Source organism: Rhizobium johnstonii 3841, from assembly GCF_000009265.1.
Lineage (GTDB): Bacteria > Pseudomonadota > Alphaproteobacteria > Rhizobiales > Rhizobiaceae > Rhizobium > Rhizobium acaciae.
Genome location: NC_008380.1, coordinates 4381253 through 4397381, shown reverse-complemented (window position 1 = coordinate 4397381; position 16129 = coordinate 4381253). Strand labels below are relative to the sequence as shown.

Genomic DNA, 16129 nt, shown 5'->3' with positions numbered 1-16129 from the left:
CGGGCCTCAAGCCGAAATATCGATGACACCACAATCGCCGGCTTCGGAGCCGAAGGCGAGCAGCTTGCCGTTTTTGCTCCAGCTCATCGCCGTGATCGCACCCTTGCCGGGTCGGCGCAGCAGCGCTTCCTTGCTGTCGGCGATGCGCACGGCCAGGATCATGCCGTCGATGAAGCCGATGGCGAGGATGTCCTCGAGCGGATGGAATTTCACCGCGGTCGCCATGATATTGGCGCGGGTGCCGAGCTCCAGCGGCGCCTTGCCCATCGGCCCGTCCTTGCCCTGGAAGGGCCAGACAATTGCCGCAGGCGCGCCCGAAGACGCGAGCCACTTGCCCTTGACCGACCAGGAGAGCGATTTCACCTTGGAGGGGTAGCCGGTCATGCGCATATGGCGGGCTTCGGTGCCAGGCTTGATGTCGAGCTTCCAGCCGTGCAATGCGTTTTCCTGCATCGAGGTGACGAGGAAATTGCCATCAGGCGAGAAGGTGACGCCGGTATGCGCACCCTTCCATTCCAGATCGATCGGCTTGGCATTCATGCCGATCCAGTGCAGCGACACGCCGTTGTAACGCGCGGCCGCGATGCGCAGCCCCTTCGGCGCAAAGGCAAGGCCTTCGACGGTGCGCTCCTCGGGGAATTCCTTGGTCGTGCCATCGGCAAGGCGAACCAGCGAACTCTTGCCGTAGGAATAGGCCACGGCGCCCTGCGGGCCGGCTGCCACCTGCGAAATCCACTTGCGCGGCGCGGTCGCGATCTCGCTGACGCTGCCGTCGGCGGCAATGCGCAGCACCTTGCCGTCCTCGCCGCCCGAAATCAGGCTCTCGCTGTAGGGATCGCGGATGGCAGTGAGCATGCCCTGATGGGCTTCGGAAACCCTGTCGCCGCCGTCCAGCCGGTGGTATGTACCGTTTGCGCTTGCGAAGAAGGGAACATCACCTAAAAATTCGACGGCCAGAACATGGCCGTCGAGATCAAGCGGTGCAACTGTCGGCATCAGGCGGCTGCCTCGCAGGCCTTGAAGGAGGTTTCGAGCTTCTCGCGGTCGAGTTCGCGGCCGATGAAGACGAGACGGCTCTCGTGCTTTTCGCCTTCCTTCCACGGCCGCTGATGGTCGCCCTCGATGATCATATGCACACCCTGAACGACGTAACGCTCGGGATCGTCCTTGAAGGCGATGATGCCCTTGAGACGCAGAATATTCGGCCCCTGCGTCTGGGTGATCTTCTGGATCCAGGGGAAGAAGCGCTCCGGGTTCATCTCGCCGCCGCGCAGCGAGACCGACTGCACTGTCACATCGTGGATCGCCGACATCGCGCCATGGTTATGGGCGCCATGGTGATGATGGTCGTGGCCGTGGTCATCATGCTGATGACCGTGATGATCGTGATCATGGTCATGACGGTGGTGGTCGTGATCGCAATCGGGGCCGCAGACATGGTCGTCATGGCCATGCTCCAGGAAATGCGGATCGTTTTCGAGCGCGCGCTCCAGGTTGAAGGCGCCCTGATCGAGCACGCGGGCGAGATCGACACCCGAGCGGCTGGTCTTGTAGACGCGGGCGGCCGGGTTGATGGCGCGGACGATATCCTCGATCACATCAAGTTCTTCCGGGGTCACCAGGTCGCTCTTGTTGATGATGACGACGTCGGCGAAGGCGATCTGGTCTTCGGCCTCGCGGCTGTCCTTCAGGCGCAGCGGCAGGTGCTTGGCATCGACGAGGGCGACGACGGCGTCGAGCTCGGTCTTGGCGCGCACATCGTCATCCATGAAGAAGGTCTGGGCGACCGGCACCGGATCGGCAAGGCCGGTCGTTTCGACGATGATGCCGTCGAAGCGGCCGGGGCGGCGCATCAGGCCTTCGACAACGCGGATCAGGTCGCCGCGCACCGTGCAGCAGACGCAGCCGTTGTTCATCTCGTAGATTTCTTCGTCCGACTCGACGATCAGGTCGTTGTCGATGCCGATTTCGCCGAATTCATTGACGATGACCGCGTATTTCTTGCCGTGATTTTCGGAGAGAATGCGGTTGAGCAACGTCGTCTTGCCGGCGCCGAGATAACCGGTGAGCACGGTAACGGGAATAGGCTTCTGGGTGGAGATCGCGTCGGTCATGAGAACCTCTAGGATTAGGCGTGCGGCCGAGCGGCTTGGGATCGGCTGCTTGAACGGTTGGTCTCATATAATGGCTTGAGCGTGGCAGTTCAAAGGGTTTTATAATGTTATAAGATCACATCGCCTGGCCGGTGCAGATGACCCATATTCACCTGAGTTGCGCGACATCGAATGCATCGACATCGCTCAGCAATTCCACCAGCCCCTTTACCGCATGGGCAATCAGCGCCTCACCTTTCTCTGCCGTCGCAGCTGCGGCGTTGCCCGCCACGCCTTCCGTGTTGAGATCCGACATCTTCCAGCCGAAGGCGTGCGGCCCGTAGGCGCGCAGATGCTTGAAACTCTCGGCGAATTCCGTCTGTTGCGAGCGGAAGTCAGCCGCCTTCGCCATATCCACCTTATCGGGATGAAGCGCCAGCATCACCGAGGTTTCGATATCGCCGCCATGGATGCCGATCGCCTTTTCCTCCGGCGTGATCACGCCATCCGGCACGCCGAAACGGGTCCAGCTCGTCGCCACCGCCAGCATGGCAAAGCGGACCCGCGCCTCGGTGGCGACGACTGATATGAGGGGCGAATTGCCGCCATGGGCGTTCAGCATCACGAATTTGCGGATGCCCTGCTTTGCCAGCCCCTCGGCGATGCCGAGCCAGCCGTTTACCGCTTCGTCGAAGGCAAGCGTCTTCGTTCCTTCAACATCCATATGCTCTATGGAATAGCCGACAGATTCGGCGGGCAGGAAGGTGACCGGCAGGCCGGCGGGCAGGGCCATCTTCAATCGCCCGGCGATGCCTTCGGCAATCAGGGTGTCGGTTTCGAAGGGCAGGTGAGGGCCGTGCTGTTCATGGGCGCCGAGCGGCAACACGGCGATCAGATGGCGCCCGTCAGGTGCAAAGGCCGGGTTGCTGTCCTCGAAGCGCGGCGAAGGTGTCATCATCCGGTCGTTGCCTCTTGTTTATGACGAGATCCTGAGCAATGTCATATCGCAGCGGCGTCGGGGCTTAAAGATCAAAGGGATGGCTATGGGAAAGAAGCACAAGGACGGCAAAAAGAACAAGTCCAAGAAGAAGGACCAAACCGAGTATACGCTCGTCGATCTCTCCCCGGCCCTGACCCAGGCGGCGCGGTCCATGCGGACGGTGCTCTCGCGCAACCTGCTTGAAAGCGGGCTCTATGCCGGCCAGGATGGCGTCATCCTCTCGCTTGCCGAGAGCGACGGCATGACGGCGGGCGGCCTTGCCCAGAAGCTCGGGGTCAAGGCGCCGACGATGACGCGCACGATCGGCCGCATGGAGGCGCAGGGCTTTCTCGAGCGCAAGCCCGATGCGGAAGATGCGCGCCTCACCAAGGTCTATCTCACCGAACTCGGCCGCGGCAGCGTTCAGGGGATCGAGATGGCGGCCTCGGCCTGCGACAGCCTGGCGACGCAGGAGTTCTCCGAGAAGGAAATCCGCAATCTCGTCCGCTTGCTGAAGGCGATCGATGCCAATCTGCAGGCCGAAGCCATTCATATCGAAGAACCGGACGAAGACTGAAATTTCCCCGAAAGACGAATTGCTTCCACCGATTAAATCTTTTAATTAAACATTTTAAGGGCCGCGCCGGTTTGCTGGCGGGGTCTTGCTGCGTACGTGCTGCCTGGAGGAGGACACGTGGTCCAGAAGATCAAGCTTTCGACAATCGCCGAAACGCTCGGCATTTCAACGGCGACCGTATCGCTCGCCTTACGCGACAGTCCGCTCGTCGCCGGCAATACCCGGGAGAAGATCAAGGAACAGGCGCGCGCGCTCGGCTATATCTACAATCGCCGTGCCGCCAGCCTTCGGACCTCGCGCTCCGGCATCATCGGCGTCGTCGTGCACGACATCATGAACCCCTTCTACGGGGAGATCCTGAAGGCGATCGAAAGCGAGCTCGACCGCAGCCGGCACACCTTCATCCTTTCCAACCATTACGACAATGTCGAAAAGCAGCGCACCTTTATCGAGACGCTGCTGCAGCTCGGCGGCGACGGCGTCATCATGTCGCCGGCGATCGGTACGCCGCCGGAAGACGTGCAACTGGCGGAAGACAACGGCATGCCGGCGATCCTGGTCGCCCGCTCGATGGAAGGGCAGGACCTGCCGACCTATCGCGGCGACGACAGCTACGGTATCTCGCTTGCCACCAACCACCTGATCGGCCTCGGTCATCGCTCGATCGCCATGATCGGCGGCACGGACCAGACATCCACCGGCCGCGATCGCTACCAGGGCTATGTCAATTCGCTGCGCAAGGCCGGCATCGAGGTCGATCCGAACCTGCGTATTCCCGGTCCGCGCTCGAAACAGGGCGGTTTCGAGGCTGCAGTGCATTTCCTTTCGCTGCCGCAGAAGCCGACCGCAGCCGTCTGCTGGAACGATCTCGTGGCGATCGGCCTGATGAACGGCATTGCGCGCGCCGGCCTGGTGCCGGGACGCGATATTTCCGTCACCGGCTACGACGATCTCGAGGAGGCCTCGATCGCTACGCCCGCGCTAACGACCGTCTGGAACGGTCAGGCCGAGGTCGGGCGCCTGGCCGCTCGGGCGCTGCTCGATCGCCTTGCCGGCAGCCATGAGCCTGATGGCATGCATCTGATCAAGCCGGAAATGCGCATTCGCCAGTCCACCAGTCCCCATCGGCCGCGCGCCTGAACCAAGACCGCCATCCAAGAGGAAAAGCCATGTCCCGCATCGCCATTCTCGTTCCTGGGAAGATACACGAGCGTGTTCTCGACAGGTTGAAGGATCGTTTTGAGATTATCGCCGTCCCGCGCGAGGGGACGCTTGCGCTCGATGGCGAGATTGCCGGCCGCATCCGTGGCGTCGCTGTGTCCGGTTCGTTCCCGGGCGCCTGGATGGACCAGCTGCCGCATGCCGAAGTGATCGCCAATTTCGGTGTCGGTTATGACGGCGTCGACGTGAAACATGCCGCCGAAAAAGGCATTGTCGTCACCAATACGCCTGATGTGCTGAACGATGAGGTCGCCGATACGGCGATCGGCTTGCTGCTGAGCACGGTCCGGGAGTTGCCGCGGGCCGAAGCCTGGCTGCGTGCCGGCAACTGGAAGCCGGGCACGGCCTATCCGCTATCGCGTTTCTCACTGAAGGGCCGGCATGTCGGGCTTTACGGCCTTGGCCGCATCGGGCTGGAAATTGCCAAGCGGCTGGAGCCGTTCAAGGTGAAGATCAGTTATCACACACGTTCGCGTCATGCCGATGTGTCCTACGATTATCACCCGACGCTGAGGGGGCTGGCGGACGCGGTGGATACGCTGATCGCCATCGTTCCGAAGACGCCGCAGACGCACAAGACGATCGATGCCGATATTCTGGCAGCACTCGGCCCTGACGGCATTCTCGTCAATGTCGGCCGCGGCTGGACGGTGGACGAGGAGGCGCTGAGTGCGGCGCTTGCTTCCGGGGCGCTCGGGGCTGCTGGTCTCGATGTCTTCTATGAAGAGCCGACCGTGCCGGCCGACCTGCTTGAACCGACCAATGCCGTGCTGCTGCCGCACGTCGCCTCCGCGTCCGTGCCGACACGCAATGCAATGGCCGATCTCGTCGCCGACAATCTCATTGCCTGGTTCGAGAAGGGTGCGGCGCTGACGCCGGTGCCGGAGACGCCGCAGAAGGCTTAGGCGCGGGTTGGCTCCGCGGACGATGCTTGCCGAGCAACAGACATAGCGCTTCGCGGGCGCCTGGAGTCAGGCAATCGCCTGCGCGGGGATGATCGGCAGCTTGGCGGCGGCATAGCTGCGGACGGCGTCGCCGAAAGCGGCGAACAGCTGGTTCGAAGACTTGTCGGTTTCAGCCCAATATTCCGGATGCCATTGCACGCCGACGGCAAAGGCCTTGGCGTCGATGACGGAAACGGCCTCCACCGTGCCGTCCTCGGCGATGGCTTCCACCTGCAGGCGTGGGGCGGTTCTGGCGATTGCCTGGCGATGCAGGGAATTCACGCGGATCTCGCCCGGACCAAGAATGCCTGCGATGCAGGAGCCTTCCTTGACGTGGACGGTCTGGCGAATGGCGTACATGCCGTCCCGATCGATGCCTTCCGGCCGGCGGTGGTCCCAGATGCCGGGTTGCTCCTGGATCTCGCTTGCCAGCGAGCCGCCGAGGGCGACGTTCAGCTCCTGGATGCCGCGGCAGATGGCAAGCAGCGGGATGGCGCGGTCGATGGCGCGGCGGATGAGCGGCAGGCTGGTGGCGTCGCGGGCGGGGTCGAACGGGCCGTCCTTGTCATTCGCCTCGGTGCCGTAGAGCGAGGGATGAACATTGCTGGCCGAGCCGGACACCAGCAGGCCGTCGACGCGGTCGAGGATCGAATCGGTATCGTAGCCTTCCTCGAAGGCGGGGATCATGAAGGCCATGACGCCGGCCGCATTCAATGCGGCACGCAGATATTGATGCTGCACGGCATGCCAGGTTGCGCCGTCGAAGCTGCGGATATCGGCAGGAATGGCAACGATCGGTTTCGTCATATCAGCCCCGGTGAAATCTTTGTGCTTGCCGTTTCTGCCGCCAGAACGGCCGTCAAGTCAACGCTTGGCTGCGTGAGGTGGCCAAATTGCGGCGGAAGCGGTGCCGAAGGCCTCCGGTTTGCGGCTAAGCCGCTGATTTTGATGGGCGCCTGGGGGCCGCCTTATTGCCGTCTTGATGCCAAAGGCTAATAGACTAAAGCTTGAATCGCGGCCCCCGCCATGCTTAGGTTTGCCCTTGCTGCGGGTAGGGGTGAAGATCGCCCGCGCAGTACCATCTATACGGGAGGTTTTTGATGGATCGTCGTTCGTTTTTCAAGAAGGCGGGAACCGCCGGCGCCGGTGCGGTTGCCGCAACGTCATTGGCAGCGCCTGCGATCGCGCAGGAGAATCCGAAGATCGCGTGGCGCATGACATCGTCGTTTCCGAAGAGCTTGGATACGATTTATGGCGGCGCCGAGGATATCGCCAAGCATGTCGCCGCCGCGACAGACGGCAATTTCACGATCCAGCCTTTTGCGGCCGGTGAAATCGTGCCGGGCCTGCAGGCCGTCGATGCCGTTGCCGCCGGCACGGTCGAGGCAGCCCATACCACCTCCTATTATTTTGTCGGCAAGGACCCGACCTATGCCATCGGAACGGCCATTCCGTTCGGGCTGAACAGCCGTCTGACCAATGCCTGGTACTATGAAGGCAACGGCAACAAGCTGATGAACGAGTTTTATGCCACGCAGGGCATGTATGCCCTGCCGGCCGGCAATACCGGTGCGCAGATGGGCGGCTGGTTCCGCAAAGAAATCAACACGCTCGATGACCTCAAGGGCGTCAAGATGCGCATTGCCGGCCTTGCCGGCCGGGTCATGGAGAAGGTCGGCGTCATCCCGCAGCAGATCGCCGGCGGCGACATCTATCCGGCGTTGGAAAAAGGCACGATCGATGCGGCGGAATTCGTCGGCCCCTATGACGACCTGAAGCTCGGCTTTCACAAGGTGGCGAAGTACTACTATTATCCGGGCTGGTGGGAAGGTGGCCCGACGGTGCATGGGTTCTTCAATCTCGAAAAATGGAGCAGCCTGCCCAAGCATTATCAGGCAGCGCTGACCGATGCCTGCGCCTTCGCCAACACCAACATGCTGGCGAAGTACGACACGAAGAACCCGACCGCGCTGAAGCAGCTCGTCGCGGAGGGCGCGACGTTGCGCCCGTTCAGCCAGGAGATCATGGAAGCCTGCTTCCAGGCGGCGACGGGCATCTACAGCGAAATCTCGGGCACGAACCAGTATTTCAAGAAGATCTACGACGACCAGACCGCCTTCAAGCGGGACGCCTATCTCTGGATGCAGCTGTCGGAATACACCTTCGATACGTTCATGATGATCCAGCAGCGGGCCGGAAAGCTTTAAGCACTCCGCCGTCGACGCTTCAGACGAGCGCAATAACAAGACCCCGGATCTCCATCCGGGGTTTTGCTTTTTGCTGGACTAGAGCCTTTCCGGGTTAGATTGCAGCATTCTGTTGGCTCAAACGGAGTCGGATGGTCGACCGGCCGGCGCGCGTCGTAGCCAAGCTTTACGGCCAAGCCGGCCGGTCGAGCAGGCGGCCTGTTTCAGCCAACCAGAAGGGCTGGGCATCTTTCCGCCAGGATCAGAGGCGATCGGCTCGGACGTACCAAGGGGGTATGTCCATCGCCAATCGCCTCTGCCCTGACGAAAACCTGCTCCGGCAGAATGCTGCAATCTAACCCGGAAAGGCTCTATTTGGCCGGTGGCGGCGGTGCTCCCGGCAAGCCGTTCAGCGGCGGCAGGGTCAGGCCTGGGATCTGCGGCGAGCCATTGCCGCCGCCACCCAGTGGCGGCAGGCCGAGCTGGCCGCCGAAGCCCGGGACTTCGATCTTGATCGAGTTCGGGTCGACCTTCGGGCCGTGATCCAGCCAATAGGTGACCGATTGCGGCCAGAAGATCACGATCGCCACTAGAATCAGCTGCATACCGACCCAAGGGAGAGCCCCCATGTAAATATCCGAGGTCTTGACGTCCTTGCTGGCGATCGAGCGCAGGTAGAAGAGTGCGAAGCCGAAGGGCGGATGCATGAAGCTCGTCTGCATGTTGACGCAGATCAGGACGCCGAACCAGATCAGGTCGATGCCGAGACTGGAGGCGACGGGGGCAAGCATCGGGATGACGATGAAGGCGATCTCGAAGAAATCGAGGAAGAAGGCGAGCACGAAGATGAAGATGTTGACGAAGATCAGGAAACCGACCGGGCCGCCGGGAATGCCCGACAGCATGTGCTCGATCCAGCGCGAGCCGTCCATGCCCTGGAAGACCAGGCTGAAACAGGTGGAGCCGATCAGGATCATCACCACCATGGATGTGATGTGCGTGGTCGATGACATGGCTTCGCGGATCAGCGGCCAGGTGAGTCGGCGATTCATGGCGGCAAGCACAATGGCGCCGACGACGCCGAGCGCGCCTGCTTCCGTCGGCGTTGCAAGGCCCATGAAGATCGTGCCGAGCACCAGGAAGATCAGCACGATCGAGGGGACCATGCCCATCAGCACCTTCGCGAGCAGAGCCCAGTTGAAATCGCCGCGCACCTCTTTCGGCAGCGGCGGCATCGATTTCGGCCGGATAATCGACATCACCAGGATGAAGAGCACGAAGATCGTCACCTGCAGGATCGAGGGGCCGATCGCGCCCAGATACATGTCACCGACCGACCTGCCGAGCTGATCGGCGAGAACGACGAGCACGAGCGAGGGCGGGATCACCTGTGTGATCGTGCCCGAGGCGGCGATGACGCCGGTGGCAAGGCGCGGGTTGTAGCCGTAGCGCAGCATGATCGGCAGCGAGATCATCCCCATGGTGATGACGGAGGCGGCCACCGTGCCGGTAATCGCGCCGAGTACGGCGCCGACGAGAATGACGGCATAGGCAAGGCCGCCGGGTATGCCACCGAAGAGCTTGCCGGTGCCTTCGAGCAGGTCCTCGGCCAGGCCGCAGCGCTCCAGCACCGCGCCCATGAATGTAAAAAAGGGAATGGCGAGCAGGAGGTCGTTGGAAAGGATGCCGAAGAAACGCAGCGGCAGGGCCTGCAGGAAGACCTCGCCGAAATGACCGGTGACGATGCCGATGATGGCGAAAAACAAGCCGACGGCGGCGAGCGAAAAGGCGACCGGAAAGCCGTAGAGCATGAAGATGATCATGCCCAGGAACATGGCCGGCGGGATGATGCCGAAATCAAACAAATCCGTGTCTCCCAGCCCGCGTTACTGCAGCGGCTTTTCGTATTTCGTATCGATGCTGATATAGCCGGTGAGCGCTGCGATCCGCTTGACCAGTTCCGAGAGGCCCTGAAGGGACAGCAACGCGAAGCCGGCAACGAGGATCAGCTTGACGGGCCAGCGGATCAGCCCACCGGCATTGCCCGATATTTCCCCCTGATGGTAGGAGAGCGCGAAGAAGGGCCAGCACAGCCAGGTGAGATAGACGCATGCGGGAAGGAGGAAGACGATGAGGCCGACGATGTCGATCCAGATCTTCGCCTTGTCGGAAACCGAACCATAGATCAGATCGACGCGAACATGTTCATTGTTGCGCAGCGCATGCGAGGCGCCGAGCATGACGACGAACGCGAAGAGATACCACTGGATCTCCAACCAGCCGTTCGAACTGTAGTTGAAGGCATAACGGACGATGGCGTTACCGGCGCTGATCAGACAGCAGAACAGCACCATGTATTCGGAAAGTTTGCCCATGAACTGACTGATCGAATCGATCAGCCGGCTTGCCGCCAGAAGTACCGACATTCGCCTCCCCTTATTCTTGTCCCGCCGGTTTTCCGGCAGCTTTTCCCTCTTGCAATCGATGTAGACCACGGCCTTTGAAATTGGAAGGATAAATGCCTCTCGTTGGAGTATAGTCTTAGGTGCACAGGTCGGATCATATGGCCGTCGAATATTTCAGCAACCCAGGCGTGGATAAATTATTTCAATAATCTCGCCGGTAGGCTGCATTAACTCGCGTAGGCTGTGCGGTTCACCCTATGGTTTTAGAAAATTTGACCAAATGTTTGATTCCATTGAAATCAATTTTTAAAGGGTTGGGCTTAGAATCCCCGCGCACAGGGAAAGTGTGGATGAAGCCAGATAACCCGAACAGGGTCCCTATAGATGTGTATCTGTCGTTTGTGAGTTCCCTTTCCGGGAACCGCATGACGCTTCTTGCTGGCGTGATCGTGCATGTCGCGACCTGCCTTGCCGTTGCTGCCAAGACGCAGTCCCTCGTCTATATCCTGCTGTCGGCCGCCTTCCTCCTGGTCTTCTGCGTTCGCATGGTCATCTTCCGGCACTTCGACCGTGTCGACAAGGAGAGCCTGTCGCACGCCGGAATCGAGCGTTGGGAGCGGATCCTGGTTGCGGGTGCCGCCTGCACCACCGCCCTGCTTGGCATCGCCAGCGGATACGCCATCTTCGTCGTGCATGATTCCTTTGCAGAGCTTGCGTGCATTGCCGTGACCATGGCGACCATGGTTTCCGTTGTCGGCCGCAATTATGGTTCGCGCCTGGCGGTCGACCTCCAGACCTTCTCCTGCTGTCTGCCGATGATCATCTGCAGCCTGTTGGCGCTCGATTTTTATCGGGGCCTGCTGTCGATCTTCCTCATTCCCTTCTGGCTGACGACGCGGGCCATGGCCAACGGCGTGCGCGAGTTCCTCTATGAGAATGTCATCGCGCGCCGGGAAATCACCATCATCGCCGACCGTTTCGATACGGCGCTCAACAACATGCCGCATGGCCTGGTCATGGTCGATGCCGAAAACCGCATCCAGGTCGTCAATCGCAAGGCCTGCGAGCTTCTGAAGATCGGTGCGCCGGACCGGTTGAAGGACCGCGACCTCGGCGCCGTGCTGCGTTATGGCGCGCGCTACAGCTTCATGGACGCCTCGCAGCCGGAACTCATTCTGCGCCAGCTCACCCAGGTCGCCGAAGGTAACCTGTCGCGCACGCTGATCCATTTCCCCGAGGGCCTGTCACTCGAATTCTCCGCCAGCCGAAGGGCCGACGGCGGCGCCGTATTGATCTTCGAGGACGTGTCGAGCCGGGTGAAGGCGGAACAGAAGATCATGCACATGGTCCGCTTCGACGCACTGACCGGCCTGCCGAACCGCGAATATTTCGGGCAGCTGGTGCAGGATTATCTCGCCAAACATCAAAGGAAGTCCGGGCCGCTCGGCTTCATGGTTCTCGATATCGACGAGTTCAAACATGTCAACGACATGCGCGGCCACGTCACCGGCGACCACCTGCTCTGCGCCATCGCCGCCCGCATCAAGCAGGCCTCCGGCAACGCCATCCTCGGCCGCCTGATGGGCGACCAGTTCATCCTGTTCTTCCCGCATGCGAAGGAACAGGCCTCGCTCGACGTCGAGATCCGCCGCGTGCACGCCGCAATCCAGGGCAATTATGCGGTCGACGAGCTGACCTTCCTCGTTTCGCTCAGCGCCGGCTACGCGATCCTCGAAAGTGCCGCGTTTGCGATGGATGAATGGAGCGTCAAGGCGGATCTGGCGCTGTTCGAAAGCAAGTCGCGCTTCAAGGGCGGCATTTCCGGCTTCGAGCGGGAGATGGATGGCCGCTATATCGAGCAGCAGAAGCTGAAGGCAGATCTGCGCGAGGCGGTCTCGGCGCAGGCGCTGCATCTCGCCTTCCAGCCGATGTTCCGAGCAGACGGCTCGCGGATCGAATGCGCCGAGGCGTTGGCGCGCTGGGTGCATCCGGAGAAGGGCTCGATCCCGCCCGACGTCTTCATCCGGCTCGCCGAGGATATGGGCATTATCTCCGACATCACCCGCTTCGTCCTGTTCAAGGCGTGCAGCGAATGCATGAACTGGCCGGAGCATATCGCCGTCTCGGTCAACCTTTCGGCGCGGGATCTGCGCGATGCCGATATTCTCTCGGTGGTCGCCGAAGCGCTTGCCCATTCCGGCCTCGATGCGGCGCGGCTGCATCTCGAAGTCACCGAAAGCTGCCTGATCGACGAGCCGGCGGCCGTGCGCGCCATCCTGGCGGAGCTCAGGGCCCGCGGCATCACCATCGCCATCGACGATTTCGGTACCGGCTTCTCCAGCCTCAGCTATCTCGACACGCTGCCGCTCGATATCGTCAAGATCGATCGCTCCTTCGTGCGCAACATCGTCGAGGATAATCGCCGCCTGAAGCTGCTGCGCGGCACGGTCCATCTCGCCCGCGAACTGGGCCTGAAGATCGTCATCGAAGGCGTCGAAACCGAGGAGCAGCTCGCACTGCTCAACAAGCACCGCAGCGCCGACCTTGTTCAGGGCTATGTTTTCTCGCCGCCGGTGCCTTCCCAGAATATCCCGCTGCTGCAGCAGGGCATCGGCCGCCGCGTCGTGCAACGCCGCCGCCACAAGGTCGCCTGAGCGGTCTCAACGGACAGTTTTCCCCCTGAAAAGCGCGCGCCGCGTTAACCTTAACGATTTAAAAACAAGGGAAGTTATCGGAATTCCTTGCCTAAATTTCGCTGGCGTATGATTAATGATCCGTTAACGAGCGGATCGAGAAATGTCAGAGACACTGTTCAAGCGTAGTGATTTCAGCACAAAAATTTTGGAAGTTTTGGATCATGTCGAGTATCGCCGCGTCGAAAGCAGCGAAGACATGGAGCAGGTGGAACGGTTGCGCTACAAGGCCTACAAGGCCCATGACGTCCTGGCGCTCGCCCCGAAAGGGCTGCTTGATGACAGCGATTTCGACAGCCACGCCTATATTTTCGGTCTGTATTATTATGGGGAACTGGTCAGTACCATCCGGGTTCATTATGTGACACCTGAGCATCGCCTCAGTCAGTCCGGTGGCGCCTTTCCCGAGGCGATGGATGAACTTCTGGATGCAGGGCTGACCCTGATCGATCCGGCGCGTTTTGCGGCCGACCCCGAGCTCACCGCCGATCTGCCCTGGGTTCCCTATCTGACGCTGAGGCCGACCATCGTGGCGGCGGCGTATTTCCGTGCCGACCGCGTCCTTCAGTTCGTTCGACCGCCGCATGCAGCCTTCTACAAGCGGGTCTTCTATGCCGATACGGTCGTGCCGGGCCGGCTGGCGAAGAATTACGGGATCGACATGACGCTGATGGCGACGAATGTGATCGAGGTCGGGCGAAAGCTGTTGACGCGCTATCCCTTCTTCATCTCCAGCGCCAGCGAGCAGCGCATGATGTTTTCGCGCAATCCCAACGACACGTTGCCGCCGCTGACCATCATTCCGACGGCGCGTTTCGTGCCGCAAGGCGAACTCGGCACCGACCTGCCGCTGTAATTTGCCCTTGTCCCCGACGGAGAGACGATGTCCGCCGGGGCAGGTGATGTGGCGACAGACGCAGGCGATATCAGCCGTCCTTCAGGTTCCGTTCCGAGCCTCTGACATCGCGGTTGCCAAGCGCGCCTGCGGCATTCTCATGCATTGCGCTTTCGCCAGTCATTGTGTAATCCCTGCAGGAAGGGATTTCCCTCGCTCAAGCTAGGGAATCAAGCAGCGCAGAGGCATTTCAGGGAGACGATATTTATGGCCGAACATCATACCGGACCGGTCGAGACCGGCGCGCCGATGGATTACAAAGAACATGAAAAGACCTACGACATGTTCATCGCCAGCGCGAAATACGGCTCGATGCTTCTCATCGTCCTCCTGCTTGCTATGACCGCCGGTTTCTTCGGCGGCGCCGGCCTTCTCGGCGGCCTCTTCGTCTTCATCATTCTACTCGCTGCCGGCATCTTCCTGCTCCGCTGATCGGGTAGATTCAGGGGGGCAGAGCGTCCTTTGCGCGTCCGAAAGGACGCACGGCGCTCTGAGGGGAGGAGAGCTTCTCCGAAGCTTTTTGAATGAGGTGCTTGGCCTGCGCAGGGAAGCCTGCGGCGGTCTGGCTGACCCGGAGGAGGGGGCAGTTGGGCAATATCGTTTTCGTTGCAAGGGAAAACACGGGCGAGGAGACGCGCGTCGCCGCCTCCGCTGAGACCGTGAAGAAGATGAAAAGTTTCGGCTTCGACGTCGTCGTCGAAGCCGGTGCCGGTGCGGCTTCGCGCATTCCGGACGGGGAGTTCGAGGCCGCCGGCGCCAGGATCGGCAGTTTTGCGGATGCAGCCTCAGCCGATGTGGTGCTGAAGGTGCGCCGTCCCAGCGGATCGGAAATCTCCGGCTATAAAAGCGGCGCCGTGGTCATCGCCATCATGGACCCTTACGGCAATGACGAAGCGATCGCGGCACTGGCAAGTGCCGGGCTTTCGGCTTTCGCGATGGAACTGATGCCGCGCATTACCCGCGCCCAGTCCATGGACGTGCTGTCGTCCCAGGCCAATCTCGCCGGTTACCAAGCCGTCATCGAGGCAGCGGCGGTTTATGACCGCGCCATGCCGATGATGATGACGGCAGCCGGCACCGTGCCGGCTGCCAAGGTCTTCGTCATGGGTGCCGGTGTCGCCGGTCTTCAGGCGATCGCGACCGCGCGCCGCCTGGGTGCTGCGGTCTCGGCCACCGACGTTCGCCCTGCCGTCAAGGAGCAGGTCGCTTCGCTAGGCGCCAAGTTCATCGCTGTCGAGGATGAAGAGTTCAAGGCGGCGGAAACGGCCGGCGGTTATGCCAAGGAAATGTCCGCCGACTATCAGTCGAAACAGGCGGCTCTGGTTGCCGAACACATCGCCAAGCAGGATATCGTCATCACCACCGCGCTGATCCCCAGTCGTGCGGCGCCGCGCCTCGTTTCGCGCGCCATGCTCGCTTCGATGAAATCAGGTTCGGTCGCCGTCGATCTCGCGGTCGAGCGCGGCGGCAATATCGAGGGCGTCGTCCCCGGCGAGATCGCCGATGTCGAAGGCGTCAGGGTGATCGGTTTCGCCAACATGCCGGGCCGGGTTTCGGCCAGTGCCTCGGCGCTCTACGCCAAGAACCTCGTCACCTTCCTCGAGACCATGGTCAACAAGGAAACCCGGAGCGTCGTCGTCAATCTCGACGACGAACTCGTCAAGGCAACGATGCTGACCTATGCCGGCGATGTGGTTCATCCCGCCTTCGGCGGCGCGAAGAAGGGAGACATCTGATGGCCAGTGAAGCAATGGACAGAGCGCTGGAGCAGCTCGACCAGGCGGTGACCGCCGTCATCACGGCGGCGGCCCAGGCACCGGAAGCGGCAAGTGCTGCGACCGGCGGGGCGATCGATCCCTTCGTCTTCCAGTTCGCGATCTTCGTATTGTCGATCTTCGTCGGCTATTACGTCGTGTGGTCGGTGACGCCGGCGCTGCATACGCCGCTGATGGCCGTCACCAATGCGATCTCCTCCGTCATCGTCGTCGGCGCGCTTCTGGCGGTCGGCATCTCGACCAGCGGGCTTGCGACCGGCTTCGGCTTCGTCGCCCTCGTGCTCGTCTCGGTGAACATCTTCGGCGGTTTCCTCGTCACGCAGCGGATGCTTTCGATGTACCGCAAGAAGGACCGGTGAGG

General features: G+C 61.4%; 15 protein-coding genes. 9 read left to right on the top strand and 6 right to left on the bottom strand.

The window, feature by feature from the left end; genetic code table 11:
- Window positions 1–6 precede the first annotated feature (6 nt).
- The 3 genes from RL_RS21395 to RL_RS21385 form a co-directional block, all read right to left on the bottom strand.
- The gene (locus RL_RS21395; protein WP_011653553.1) at window positions 7–996 is read right to left on the bottom strand and encodes a WD40 repeat domain-containing protein; all 990 of its coding nucleotides are present in this window, start codon (window positions 994–996) and stop codon (window positions 7–9) included.
- Window positions 996–2114 (bottom strand): CobW family GTP-binding protein, encoded by a 1119-nt coding sequence (locus RL_RS21390; protein ID WP_011653552.1) that lies wholly within the window; start codon window positions 2112–2114, stop codon window positions 996–998. Before RL_RS21390 ends, RL_RS21395 begins: the two co-directional genes overlap by 1 nt.
- A 148-nt stretch (window positions 2115–2262) precedes the next feature.
- Window positions 2263–3051, bottom strand: coding sequence for a creatininase family protein (locus RL_RS21385; RefSeq protein WP_011653551.1), 789 nt, complete (start codon window positions 3049–3051; stop codon window positions 2263–2265).
- A gap of 85 nt (window positions 3052–3136) precedes the next feature.
- Here RL_RS21385 and RL_RS21380 point away from each other — a divergent pair, with 85 nt between their 5' ends.
- The 3 genes from RL_RS21380 (at window position 3137) to RL_RS21370 (ending at window position 5775) form a co-directional block, all read left to right on the top strand.
- The gene (locus RL_RS21380) at window positions 3137–3649 is read left to right on the top strand and encodes a MarR family winged helix-turn-helix transcriptional regulator (RefSeq protein ID WP_011653550.1); all 513 of its coding nucleotides are present in this window, start codon (window positions 3137–3139) and stop codon (window positions 3647–3649) included.
- Between the two features lie 117 nt (window positions 3650–3766).
- Entirely contained in the window at window positions 3767–4789 is a 1023-nt protein-coding gene (locus tag RL_RS21375; protein WP_003542973.1) for a LacI family DNA-binding transcriptional regulator, read from the top strand.
- Window positions 4790–4818: 29 nt separating this feature from the next.
- On the top strand, window positions 4819–5775 hold the full coding sequence (locus tag RL_RS21370) for a 2-hydroxyacid dehydrogenase (RefSeq protein WP_011653549.1): 957 nt from the start codon (window positions 4819–4821) through the stop codon (window positions 5773–5775).
- A gap of 66 nt (window positions 5776–5841) precedes the next feature.
- Here the strand turns inward: RL_RS21370 and RL_RS21365 are convergent, their stop codons facing one another.
- Window positions 5842–6621, bottom strand: a complete 780-nt coding sequence (locus RL_RS21365) for a gamma-glutamyl-gamma-aminobutyrate hydrolase family protein (protein ID WP_011653548.1) — start codon at window positions 6619–6621, stop codon at window positions 5842–5844.
- A gap of 293 nt (window positions 6622–6914) precedes the next feature.
- Between RL_RS21365 and RL_RS21360 the strand changes: the two genes are divergently transcribed.
- Complete coding sequence (locus RL_RS21360; RefSeq protein WP_011653547.1) at window positions 6915–8021, top strand: TRAP transporter substrate-binding protein; 1107 nt, start codon at window positions 6915–6917, stop codon at window positions 8019–8021.
- Window positions 8022–8371: 350 nt separating this feature from the next.
- Here the strand turns inward: RL_RS21360 and RL_RS21355 are convergent, their stop codons facing one another.
- Complete coding sequence (locus tag RL_RS21355; protein WP_011653546.1) at window positions 8372–9865, bottom strand: TRAP transporter large permease; 1494 nt, start codon at window positions 9863–9865, stop codon at window positions 8372–8374.
- A gap of 21 nt (window positions 9866–9886) precedes the next feature.
- Window positions 9887–10426 carry a TRAP transporter small permease subunit gene (locus RL_RS21350; RefSeq protein ID WP_041936471.1) on the bottom strand — a complete coding sequence of 180 codons (540 nt, stop codon included), beginning with the start codon at window positions 10424–10426 and terminating at the stop codon, window positions 9887–9889.
- A 329-nt stretch (window positions 10427–10755) separates the two neighbouring features.
- Between RL_RS21350 and RL_RS21345 the strand changes: the two genes are divergently transcribed.
- The 5 genes from RL_RS21345 to RL_RS21325 all read left to right on the top strand — a co-directional run bounded on the left by RL_RS21345 (window position 10756) and on the right by RL_RS21325 (window position 16127).
- The gene (locus tag RL_RS21345) at window positions 10756–13059 is read left to right on the top strand and encodes a putative bifunctional diguanylate cyclase/phosphodiesterase (RefSeq protein WP_011653544.1); all 2304 of its coding nucleotides are present in this window, start codon (window positions 10756–10758) and stop codon (window positions 13057–13059) included.
- Between the two features lie 142 nt (window positions 13060–13201).
- The gene (locus tag RL_RS21340; protein ID WP_003542957.1) at window positions 13202–13954 is read left to right on the top strand and encodes an N-acyl amino acid synthase FeeM domain-containing protein; all 753 of its coding nucleotides are present in this window, start codon (window positions 13202–13204) and stop codon (window positions 13952–13954) included.
- A 246-nt stretch (window positions 13955–14200) separates the two neighbouring features.
- Entirely contained in the window at window positions 14201–14425 is a 225-nt protein-coding gene (locus RL_RS21335) for an aa3-type cytochrome c oxidase subunit IV (protein WP_003542954.1), read from the top strand.
- A 155-nt stretch (window positions 14426–14580) separates the two neighbouring features.
- On the top strand, window positions 14581–15729 hold the full coding sequence (locus tag RL_RS21330) for a Re/Si-specific NAD(P)(+) transhydrogenase subunit alpha (RefSeq protein ID WP_011653542.1): 1149 nt from the start codon (window positions 14581–14583) through the stop codon (window positions 15727–15729).
- On the top strand, window positions 15729–16127 hold the full coding sequence (locus RL_RS21325) for a proton-translocating transhydrogenase family protein (RefSeq protein WP_011653541.1): 399 nt from the start codon (window positions 15729–15731) through the stop codon (window positions 16125–16127). The genes RL_RS21330 and RL_RS21325 overlap by 1 nt, the downstream gene beginning before the upstream one ends.
- Window positions 16128–16129: the final 2 nt, after the last annotated feature.